Origin of the sequence: Pseudomonas sp. SIMBA_041 (assembly GCF_046535095.1) — a bacterium.
Taxonomy (GTDB): domain Bacteria; phylum Pseudomonadota; class Gammaproteobacteria; order Pseudomonadales; family Pseudomonadaceae; genus Aquipseudomonas; species Aquipseudomonas mucoides.
In genome coordinates this window covers 662,591-672,162 of the sequence record NZ_JAWRXJ010000003.1, presented here as the reverse complement: position 1 = coordinate 672,162, position 9,572 = coordinate 662,591, and the positions used below count along the sequence as shown (strand labels likewise).

11 protein-coding genes are annotated in these 9,572 nt (G+C 59.1%); 10 read left to right on the top strand and 1 reads right to left on the bottom strand.

Annotation, left to right across the window (positions count from 1 at the left end; translation table 11 throughout):
• From SB725_RS10140 to SB725_RS10110, 7 genes are all read left to right on the top strand, one after another.
• Window positions 1-249 (top strand): phage major tail tube protein (locus tag SB725_RS10140; protein WP_410921712.1); only part of this gene is annotated, 249 nt, incomplete at its 5' end.
• Window positions 250-260: 11 nt separating this feature from the next.
• On the top strand, window positions 261-569 hold the full coding sequence (locus tag SB725_RS10135) for a phage tail assembly protein (RefSeq protein WP_410921711.1): 309 nt from the start codon (window positions 261-263) through the stop codon (window positions 567-569).
• 141 nt (window positions 570-710) lie between these two features.
• On the top strand, window positions 711-3,056 hold the full coding sequence (locus SB725_RS10130) for a phage tail tape measure protein (RefSeq protein WP_410921710.1): 2,346 nt from the start codon (window positions 711-713) through the stop codon (window positions 3,054-3,056).
• A 9-nt stretch (window positions 3,057-3,065) separates the two neighbouring features.
• Complete coding sequence (locus SB725_RS10125; protein ID WP_027923841.1) at window positions 3,066-3,923, top strand: phage tail protein; 858 nt, start codon at window positions 3,066-3,068, stop codon at window positions 3,921-3,923.
• Complete coding sequence (locus SB725_RS10120) at window positions 3,898-4,104, top strand: tail protein X (RefSeq protein WP_027923855.1); 207 nt, start codon at window positions 3,898-3,900, stop codon at window positions 4,102-4,104. Before SB725_RS10125 ends, SB725_RS10120 begins: the two co-directional genes overlap by 26 nt.
• A gap of 52 nt (window positions 4,105-4,156) precedes the next feature.
• Window positions 4,157-5,191, top strand: a complete 1,035-nt coding sequence (locus SB725_RS10115) for a phage late control D family protein (protein ID WP_027923842.1) — start codon at window positions 4,157-4,159, stop codon at window positions 5,189-5,191.
• A gap of 201 nt (window positions 5,192-5,392) precedes the next feature.
• Window positions 5,393-6,187: a DNA adenine methylase gene (locus tag SB725_RS10110; RefSeq protein ID WP_027923843.1), complete on the top strand. Its 795-nt coding sequence runs from the start codon at window positions 5,393-5,395 to the stop codon at window positions 6,185-6,187.
• A gap of 105 nt (window positions 6,188-6,292) precedes the next feature.
• Here the strand turns inward: SB725_RS10110 and SB725_RS10105 are convergent, their stop codons facing one another.
• On the bottom strand, window positions 6,293-6,604 hold the full coding sequence (locus SB725_RS10105) for an addiction module antidote protein (protein WP_050590199.1): 312 nt from the start codon (window positions 6,602-6,604) through the stop codon (window positions 6,293-6,295).
• Window positions 6,605-7,303: 699 nt separating this feature from the next.
• On the opposite strand from SB725_RS10105, the gene SB725_RS10100 reads away from it, so the two are divergent.
• The 3 genes from SB725_RS10100 (at window position 7,304) to SB725_RS10090 (ending at window position 9,553) form a co-directional block, all read left to right on the top strand.
• A complete protein-coding gene (locus SB725_RS10100; RefSeq protein ID WP_027923845.1) occupies window positions 7,304-8,080 on the top strand; it encodes a transporter substrate-binding domain-containing protein in 777 nt (258 codons plus the stop codon).
• Window positions 8,081-8,144: 64 nt separating this feature from the next.
• A complete protein-coding gene (locus SB725_RS10095; RefSeq protein WP_027923846.1) occupies window positions 8,145-8,822 on the top strand; it encodes an amino acid ABC transporter permease in 678 nt (225 codons plus the stop codon).
• Window positions 8,819-9,553 (top strand): amino acid ABC transporter ATP-binding protein, encoded by a 735-nt coding sequence (locus SB725_RS10090; protein ID WP_027923847.1) that lies wholly within the window; start codon window positions 8,819-8,821, stop codon window positions 9,551-9,553. The genes SB725_RS10095 and SB725_RS10090 overlap by 4 nt, the downstream gene beginning before the upstream one ends.
• Window positions 9,554-9,572: the final 19 nt, after the last annotated feature.

Here is a 9,572-nt window from a genome sequence, read left to right as displayed (position 1 = left end):
GGGGCCTTCAAGGGCGAGAAAGGTTCGGTCAAGGCGGTGGTTGCCACCCTGCGAGGGGGCCTCAAGGAAGTCGATCCCGGGGACTGGAAAGCGGGCGAAAAAGGTGAGTTCAAGTACGCCGTCGCGGTGACCTATTACAAGCTGGAAATCGACGGCAGCGTAATGTTTGAAATCGATCCCCTTAACTCGATTCGTGTCATTGACGGCGTCGACCAACTGGCCGCCGTGCGGTCTGCCCTGGGCATGTAAGGAGCCACACCATGAGTAATGCAAAAGACAACGTCCTGCCCAAGTGGCTGCAACTGGGTGATGGCATTGCCACCGTAGTCCTGTCTCGACCGAGCGAGGCCAACGGTATCAAGGTCGACAAGCTGACCCTGCGCGAGCCAACGGTACGCGAAATGCGCGCCGCCACATTACAGGGCGGTACCAATGAAGAAGAACAGGAAATGGTTCTGTTCTGCAGCCTGGCGAGCATCGGCCGGGGCGATCTGGAGGGGCTGCTAATGCGTGATTACCGTCGTCTGCAGACCGCCTATTTTCGTCTGGGAGCAGACGACGGGGTTTAACCCAAAACTGCAAAAAGCCCTGGCCAAACGCTTGGCCGTCGAGCTGAATTTTTCGGCGGCCGAGATTCAGGGGCTGTCGTTTTCCGAGATGGTCTGGTGGCTCACGGACTGAGCCCATCCCGTCGCACGTAGGTGAAAACCATGTCGAACAAACTCTCGCTCGGGCTGGTGATTGGCGGTGCTGTCGATTCATCCCTCGGCGCGGCCTTCAAGAACGTCAGCGGTGAAATGAAAAAGCTCGAGGCGCAAACCACGCGCGCCAAGGGCTTGCAGAAAGTCATCGGCGAGACCATGCGCCTGCGCGAGGAATGGAAAAAAGCCCACGACAGCGGCGCGGCCAATGCCGGCGCCTTGCTCAAAAAGCTGGAAGCCAACACCAGCAGCCTGCGCAAGCAGGGTGTTGAAGTCGGGCGCCTGCGTCAGGAGTACCTGGCGCTGGGCAAGGTGGTGCGCAGTGCCGAGTTCAAGGCCAAAGGTATGGGCCAGGTGCAGGACGGGCAGGAGAGCCTGCGCAGTGGATTCGGTACGGCGGTGGCCGGTACCACCCTGGCGGCCGTGCCGACCAAAATCAGTGCGGACTTTCAGGCGATCATTCGCGACATCGCGATCAAGTCCGGTACCGCGAACACGCAGCAGGAAGTAAACACCGCCCGCGACATTGTCCAGACCTCAAAGGACACCGGTATGGCCAACACCCAAGTGGCCGAGCTGGTGAACCAGTTGGTCGGTGGCGGCATGGATCTGACCGAAGCGCTGAAATACGCTCCGGTGGCCGCCAAGTTTGCGGTCGGGCAGGGCGCTTCGGGTGCCGATACGGCGAAGATGATTCTGGCGATGCAGAACAACGCCAAGATCACCGACCCGCAGAAAATGGAACAGGCCTTGGCCTCGGTCGCCCTGCTGGGTCAGCAAGGCAGCTTCGAGGCGGCCGACATGGCCAAGTGGTTTCCAGAGCTGTTGGCGCAAATGGCCGGCACCGGCATCACCGGCCAGGAGGCGGTCACGCAACTGGGGGCGATGCTGCAGGTGCAGATTAAGAGCGCCGGCAGTGCGGATGAAGCGGCGAACAACCTAAAAAACTGGGTCGCAAAAATCGGTTCGGAGGAAACGGTCAAAGGGTATGCCGATGCCGGGATTGATTATCAGGGCTCGATGAACGCCGCCATTGGCAAGGGCTTGTCGACCTTCGAGGCCAGCTTCGAACTGGCGCGCCGGTATGTGGAAAAGACCGACCCGAAAAAGTCAAAGCAGTTGGATCAGGGGTTGACCCAGATCAGCCAGGAGACGGACCCGGCCAAGGCGCAAGCGATGGCCGATGCCTTGGCCGCCACCCTGCGGACCGGCGATCTGTTTGCCGACATGCAGGTCAAGACCGCCCTGATGGCGTACACCCAGAACAAAAAATTCTACGCGGACCTGAAAAAGGGCGCCTCGGACCCCAGCGGCCCGCGCAAGGACATTCTCGACAAAAACCTGAGCGAACGTCGCGAGAGCTCGTCGCAACGCTGGGCCGAAACCGGTCAAGCGTTCAACGATTCGCTGCGGGCCATTGGTGACGCCCTGCGACCGGCGACGGATGCGCTGGCCACCGGTATCGCCGGCGCGGCGCGGGGCTTGACCGAGTTGTCCGAGCAAGCGCCCCAAGTGGTGCTGGGCCTGGCGGCAGTGAGTGCCGGGGCATTGGTGCTGGGCAAAGCCTGGGCCACGCTGAAGATTGGCCGGGGCCTGGCCAACATCGCGCGAGGTTCGGCTGGCGACCGGTCCAACATCGTGCAGCGGGTGTTCGTGACCAACGCGAATGACGACGAAGACGACGGGCTGGATCACGGCAAAGAAGGGAAGGGCGGAAAGGGCAAAAGCCCTGCAAGTCGAATGTCCCGTGGCATGAAAGTGGGCGGGGCGCTGGCGGTGGTCGGTGCCGGCGTTCAGGCATTGGACACGTACCAGAATGCGACCACCCTTGATGAAAAGGCCGCGGGCTACGGTGAGGCAGCGGGTGGGCTGGCCGGTGGTTTGGCGGGTGCAGCAGCCGGTGCGGCCATTGGTTCGGTCATTCCGCTGCTCGGCACCGCGATTGGCGGAGTGATCGGTGGCATCGTCGGCGCGTGGGGCGGCGGTGAGCTGGGCGCGACCATGGGTAAGGCGTTGTTTGGCGGGCCGGACACGCCGGCCAAAGCGCCGATCGGCATCTTGCCCATGGCTGCCGGCCAGGAAGTGGGCGCGGTCGTGCGCTCGATGGAAAACGCTCCCGCCGCGCCGGTGACGGCGGCGGCATTGATGGCGACCCCTGCGGCAAAGGCAGCCGAATGGCCGAAGGTCGATCAACAATTTACTTTCGCCCCGGCCCCGGTCATTACCGTGCAGGGCGATGTGAAAGACCCGGCGCAGTTGGCCCAAGCGTTGATGCCGCACCTGCAGCGCCAGTTTGAGGACTTCGCCCGGGAGGCGCGCGCCCGCCAGTTGTTTGATGCGCCCCATGTGGGTTGAGGAAATGTTATGTCGGATGAAAAAACCTACCTGCAACACTTGCAGGGCGGGCTGAAGTACATGGTCGACGCCGGCGAGGCCGGCCGCACTGACCTGGAGTCGATGACCGGGCCCATGAATGGCGCGCTCAACGAAATCAGCGGGGCGGCGGATGCGCTGGAAGGCTTGCCTTTTATCAGCGAAGACCTCAGTGACAAAACCCGCCGCCTGCAAAGTGCGATCAACTCGGCGCAGGCCAAGATCGGCAAAGTCGCGAGTTTCTATAACCAGACTCAACGATCCCTGGCGCAGTTCGAGCAACACTTTTCCGCGCTGACTGAGCAGATTGGCCGCTTTGGCGCGGCGTTCAATAAGGTCGCCGGCAAGGCCAATGCCGCGCTGGGCAATATCTTCCCTACGGAATGGTTTGCCGGCGACATGTCGCCGATTCCCGACGCGGTGAAGCCGTTCCCGCATCTGCTGATCATCTATCCGCTCAAGGCCAACGAGCGGCCGTATTACTTCAACCTGGACACGGCGGCCTTTGACGAGCTGCGTCGGCAGACGTCGTTTCGCTGGGCCGCGCAGGAACGCCTGACCCGGCGTCCGGCGCAGCAGGCCGTGGGTCAGGGCGAGGAGAAAATCACGATCAAGGGTGCGATCTACCCAAGCTACAAAGGCGGACTGAAGCAACTGGATACGCTGCGCAGCATCGGCGCGAAGTTGTTGCCGCTGAACTTGACCACCGGTTACGGCGAGGTGCTGGGCAACTGGTGCCTGACCAACATCGACGAAGAACAAAGCGCTTTGCTGCCTGGGGCGATCCCGCGCAAGCAGGGCTTTTCACTGGAGTTTGTCCGTTATGGCGATGACTTGCAGAACAGCTGACGGGGATCTACTCGACACCCTGTGCCACCACTATTACGGCCACCTGAACCGCAGCGTCGAAGCGGTGCTGGCGGCCAATCAGGGCCTGGCCGATGAGCCGCAGCCGTTCCGGGCGGGTGTGTTGATCACGCTGCCGGATCTGGTGATCGAGCCCGACAGCGTGATTTCCCTGTGGGATTGATCCCATTACTCAGCCCGCTCAGTGCGGGCTTTTTCTTGTCTGGAGTGCCGACATGCAACCGCTTTTCCGCATCGTCGCCGACGGTGCCGACATCACCACCTTGATCAATGATCGGCTGGTCTCGCTGCAGCTCTCCGATCGGCCCGGTATGGCCTCAGATTCGTTTGAGCTGCGCATTGATGACCGGGACGGCGCGGTGTCGCTGCCCGTGCGGGGCGCGAGTATCGAAGTCTACCTGGGTTATGCCGGCGCCGACCTGACCCGCATGGGCCGCTACACCGTGGACGAGGTGGCCGTTTCCGGCCCGCCGGACACGCTGGTGATCAGCGGCAAGGCCAGCGATATGCGCGGCAGCGGCAAGACCACCCGCAGTGGCAGTTGGGAAGACGTCAGTCTGGCGCAGATCGTCGGCGATGTGGCCGCGCGAAATGGCTGGCAGCCGTCGTGCCCGGTCGAAACTCGTGTGCCGCGCATGGATCAGCTCAATGAATCCGATTTCAACTTCATCACCCGCCTGGCCAAGAAACACGACTGCACCGCCAAGGTGGCCGACGGCAAGCTGTTGGTTCTGCCGCGACAAGGTGGGCAGAGTGCGAGTGGTAAGGCCTTGGGTGTGATCACCTTGCAACGCAATGACGTGACCCGCTGGCAGTTTCGCTTGAGCGATCGCAGTGCCCATCAGGGCGTAAGCACCCAGTACCAGGACCCGGCCAGCGGTGAATTGATGGTATCGCACCTGGACAACCCCAACGTGCCCGAGGGCCTGCCGCCGGTGCATACCGACCGCCATCTCTACCCGGACTGCACGGCGGCCGATGAGGCGGCGAAGGCACGCCTGGCGGCGTTCAATCGTTCGACGGCCTCGGTGCGCCTCGACCTGTCGGGTCGGACGGACCTGTTTGCCGAATGCATGATCGAAGCGCAGGGATTCAAGCGTGGGCTCGATGGTGAGTATTTGGCGGAGTCGGTCGATCACACCTTCACCCCATCCGGGTGGACGGTGTCGGTGGAATGCAACGGCGGTAAGGAGGGCAAGGCCAAGGCGTCAGGGAAGCCGCAGAAAGTCGTACTAAAAGTGCCAGTTTGATGGCCCGGGCGCGTGAGTTGTCCCAGGTCAACGAGGTTTTAATTTCAAAGTAAAGGAGCGGCCAAGCTGAATGCGTCAACATTCAGCCTGGCCACCGTCCCCGCAGATTGTCCCTGCAAGTCCCGCCAAGGCTCCCGCTCTGTGCACAAAGCGGAGCGAGCCTAGCACCTGTTTATTTATACAGTAAAGGTCTTGCTATCTATGTCTACCCCTATTATCCCTTGGATGGGCGGCAAACGCCGTCTGGCCGATCGCCTCATCCCCCTGTTTCCCCCTCACGAATGCTACGTCGAGGTCTTTGCCGGAGGTGCTGCGCTTTACTTTATGCGACCCCAGGCCGCGCCGGTGGAGGTGCTCAACGACATCAACGGCGACTTGGTGACCCTTTACCGCGTGGTGCAGAACCATCTCGAGGAGTTCGTGCGTCAGTTCAAGTGGGCGCTCAGTTCGCGTCAGGTGTTTGAATGGCAGAAAATGACCCGCGTTGAAACCCTCACCGACATCCAACGCGCTGCACGATTCTTTTATCTGCAGCACCATGCCTTCGCCGGCAAGGTGTCCGGGCAGACGTTCGGTACCGCCACCACCGGCCCAGCGATCAACCTGTTACGGATTGAGGAAAACCTCTCGGCTGCCTGGCAACGCCTGTCCGGTACCTACGTCGAGAACCTGCCGTGGCTGGAATGTGCCGAACGCTATGACCGTGCCCACACCTTCCATTATATGGACCCGCCGTACTGGCAGACCGCCGGGTATGGGGTGGATTTTCCGTTTGAGAACTACGAGCGAATGGCCGACTTCATGCGCCGCTGCAAGGGCAGGGTGATGGTCAGCATCAACGATCATCCGGACATTCGCCGGGTCTTTGAAGGCTTTCACTTCGAAACGCTGGACATCCGCTACACCACGACGAATCAGCGGCAAGGCAAGGCTGATGTCAGTGGCGAACTGGTGATCATGAACTGGGAGCCAGCAGCGTTGGGAGGACTATTTTGACGTGACAGCCTAGGTCGTTTCTGCCCATCACGAGAGGCAGAAGTCGGCCCATAGGCGACGTTCATCGGACGGACTCACACGTTTAGCTGCTTTTTTCCGTGGTGTTTATATCCGTGAACTGCCTCCATTTCTGGGAACAGTTGCGACAACGATCTTGACTTTGATGCCTAAGGCCGTGGCCACTTTCAGAACGATAGAAAGGTTCGGATCACCATCCTTAGAAAATGCCCGGTACAGCGTGGCTCTACTAATTCCGGTCTCGCGAGAAAGCCGGCTCATTCCTTTGTCTCGCGCAATTGTGCCCAGTGCAGCAATCAATACGCTCGGATCATTCGCCATCAGACCGCTCTCCAGAAGGGCGGCAAAATCCTTATCACTGATTCGACTGTCCGACTCAACCAAACCTGTGTAATGCATAGCAGCCTCCCCGTGATAAAAGCGTCTCCTAAAGCAATGGCTACGCCAGAGTCGGTGAAGATGCTCATATGAAAATCTAGACCATTCCGGACGCATTAACGCGATGTGCTGGATCTTTCTATCCCGCACTCTGAAATTTAAGTGTTCTGATGTTCCTCGGTCTTAATGACTGATCAGATTCGGAGGGCTGTTACCCGGTTTTGGCCCCATTTCGCTCAGTCGCAAAGGTCAGAAAGCGGTCATGGGCGGCCATTCGGCAGGCGCAGCGGCAGCGGGTCATCCGGCAACGGTTCTTTTGAGCGCGGCATGGGGAGGCTCCTAGGCGAATGAGCGGCCGACGGTGCGTCAAACCAGAGGGCCGGGGGTCGGTATACCAGTCTAGGCGGTGGTGATTTCCGCCGCCAATCAAAAAGGCCCCCGCACCGGGCTGAGGTGGGGGGCCTGTTTTACATAAGCGGCAACACCGGTGACTGTCAGTGGGCTTTTTTGTGGAGGGTGGTTTTGTGCGAGGGGGGATTCATCTATGGCGCCAAGAAGCCTTTTAACGCCACCTTTCGGGAAAGAGAACGCCGGTTTCGGAGCAAAAAATTCACGGACGAAAGGTATTGAAACAAATGCTCCGCTGATTTACTCTCGATCCCACGTTGTACGAGATCCACCGCTGTTAGCACCTAATAAAACAAACAATCGGGAGCAAACATGAAAGCGAAAGTGATGTTGGGATTGTTCATGACGGCCGCAGTTTCACTGCCAGCCTGGGCCGCGGACTGGACCGTAGGTGCTAACGTTGGCAACGTGCCCTGGGAGTTTCAGGATTCCAAAGGTGAGTTTGTCGGCTTTGAAGTTGATGTTGTAAAAGAGGTGGCCAAGCGCGCCGGAAAAAGCGTCGAGTTCGTCAATATTCCTTTCAACGGCCTGTTCAGTGCCGTGCAATCCAACCGTGTCGATATCGCGATCTCCTCAATCACCATTACCCCGAAACGCCTGGAGTCGGTAGCCTTTGCGCAGCCTTACTTCGACAGCGACCAGTCGCTCACCGCACTGACTACTTCCAAGGTCAAAAGCCTGACTGACATGAAGGACAAGGTGGTGGGTGTCGACACTGGCTCGACGGGTGACATGTGGATTAACCAACATAAGGATGAGTACAAGTTTGCCGATGTTTCGCGTTATGAAGGGCTATCGCCAGCCATGCTCGATCTGGCTTCCGGGCGAATCGATGGCTACCTCAGCGACATTCCGGCAGTGCTCTACTACATCAAGGACAAGCCGCAATACACCATCATTGCTCGAATCCCTACCGGTGAGCGCTACTCGCTGATGCATGCCAAAGGCTGGGCGATGAGCGATCAAGTCAACGACATCATCAGCAAGATGAAAGAAGACGGCACGCTCGGAAAAATCCACAAACAGTGGTTCGGCGCCGACGCCGATAAAGATTCGAGCACCCTGAAAGTGACAGCCGTCCTCAAGTAAGCCCTGCTGATGATGCATGTAAGTGGCGACACCTGTTCGCCACTTGTATTGACCGAGGTATCCCATGGATCTTTTGCAGACATTCTTCAACTGGAACGTGCTCGTCGATTCGCTTCCGCTGATGATGCGCGGTTTGGGCGTGACCATTTTGCTTGGGGTGGTGAGCATTGCCCTGGGCCTGGTGGGCGGGCTGTTGCTGGCATTGCTGCGGTTGTACTCCTACGCACCTGTTCGAGCGCTTGCGCGTATCTACATCGATATCATGCGCTCCATTCCATTACTGGTTTTGCTGGTCCTCATCTATTACGCGCTGCCCTTTGTCGGCATTCGACTGTCGTCTTTTGCGGCTGCTGCCAGTGCGCTCTCGCTTGTCTCTTGTGCCTACAGTGCGGAGATTTTTCGGTCAGGCATCGAGGCCATTCCCCGTGGCCAGTTCGAAGCATCGGCTTCTCAAGGCATGAGTTTCTTCAACACCATGCGCGACGTGGTTTTGCCGCAGGCTATCCGCATTGTGATGCCGCCCATGACCAGCAATTGCATCAACGTGATGAAAGACACGGCACTCGCTTCAGTCGTAGCGATGCCTGACTTGCTGAAGCAGGCAACCCAGGCGCAGGCGCTGGCGGCCAACCCGACACCGCTGGTGGGGGCGGCCTTGCTCTATCTGTTACTGCTGTTGCCGCTGGTGCAAATGGTCAGCTGGGTTGAGCGTCGTAACGCCTCTGGAGGAAAAACCGCATGAGCACGTTGATCGACATTGAAAAACTCGACAAGTACTACGGCAATTTCAAAGCGTTGAGCGACATCAACCTGCAGGTTGAAGAAGGTGAGGTGGTGGTCATTCTTGGCCCGTCCGGCTCGGGAAAATCGACCTTGATCCGCTGCATCAATCTGCTCGAAGACTACCAGCAAGGCCATATCCGCGTGGCCGGTGAGCGGGTTGAAAACGGTCCGCGACTGAGCGCAATTCGTAGCGAAGTGGGCATGGTGTTTCAGAGCTTCAACCTCTATCCGCACCTCACTGTTCTTGACAATGTATCGCTGGCGCCGATCCGTGTTCGCGGTCTGAGTCGGCGTGATGCGCATGCCAGGGCCAAGGAGCTTTTGCTCAAGGTCGGCATGGGAGATCACGCGCACAAATACCCCAGCCAATTGTCCGGTGGTCAACAGCAACGAGTTGCCATTGCCCGCACCATGGCCATGGAACCTCGCGCAATCCTGTTCGACGAACCGACTTCGGCTCTCGACCCGGAAATGGTTGGCGAAGTACTCGATGTCATGCAAAACCTCGCTCGCTCCGGCGTCACGATGGTCGTGGTCACCCATGAGATGGGCTTTGCCCGTCGGGTCGCCGACCGGGTGATCTTCATGGAAAGCGGACGCATTGTTGAGCAGAACATCCCTGAACCGTTTTTTACCGCACCTAAGGAACCTCGTACAAAAGCGTTCCTGCAGGCCATCTTGCACCATTGAATCCGGCTGGAGAAAGTAG

Excerpts from the sequence above, each read along its gene's own strand:
- SB725_RS10095 (WP_027923846.1), top strand. The coding sequence starts at position 8,145 with ATGGATCTTTTGCAGACATTCTTCAACTGGAACGTGCTCGTCGATTCG.
- SB725_RS10120 (WP_027923855.1), top strand. The coding sequence starts at position 3,898 with ATGGCGATGACTTGCAGAACAGCTGACGGGGATCTACTCGACACCCTG.
- SB725_RS10115 (WP_027923842.1), top strand. The coding sequence starts at position 4,157 with ATGCAACCGCTTTTCCGCATCGTCGCCGACGGTGCCGACATCACCACC.
- SB725_RS10125 (WP_027923841.1), top strand. The coding sequence starts at position 3,066 with ATGTCGGATGAAAAAACCTACCTGCAACACTTGCAGGGCGGGCTGAAG.
- SB725_RS10090 (WP_027923847.1), top strand. The coding sequence starts at position 8,819 with ATGAGCACGTTGATCGACATTGAAAAACTCGACAAGTACTACGGCAAT.
- SB725_RS10130 (WP_410921710.1), top strand. The coding sequence starts at position 711 with ATGTCGAACAAACTCTCGCTCGGGCTGGTGATTGGCGGTGCTGTCGAT.
- SB725_RS10105 (WP_050590199.1), bottom strand. The coding sequence starts at position 6,604 with ATGCATTACACAGGTTTGGTTGAGTCGGACAGTCGAATCAGTGATAAG.
- SB725_RS10110 (WP_027923843.1), top strand. The coding sequence starts at position 5,393 with ATGTCTACCCCTATTATCCCTTGGATGGGCGGCAAACGCCGTCTGGCC.
- SB725_RS10135 (WP_410921711.1), top strand. The coding sequence starts at position 261 with ATGAGTAATGCAAAAGACAACGTCCTGCCCAAGTGGCTGCAACTGGGT.
- SB725_RS10100 (WP_027923845.1), top strand. The coding sequence starts at position 7,304 with ATGAAAGCGAAAGTGATGTTGGGATTGTTCATGACGGCCGCAGTTTCA.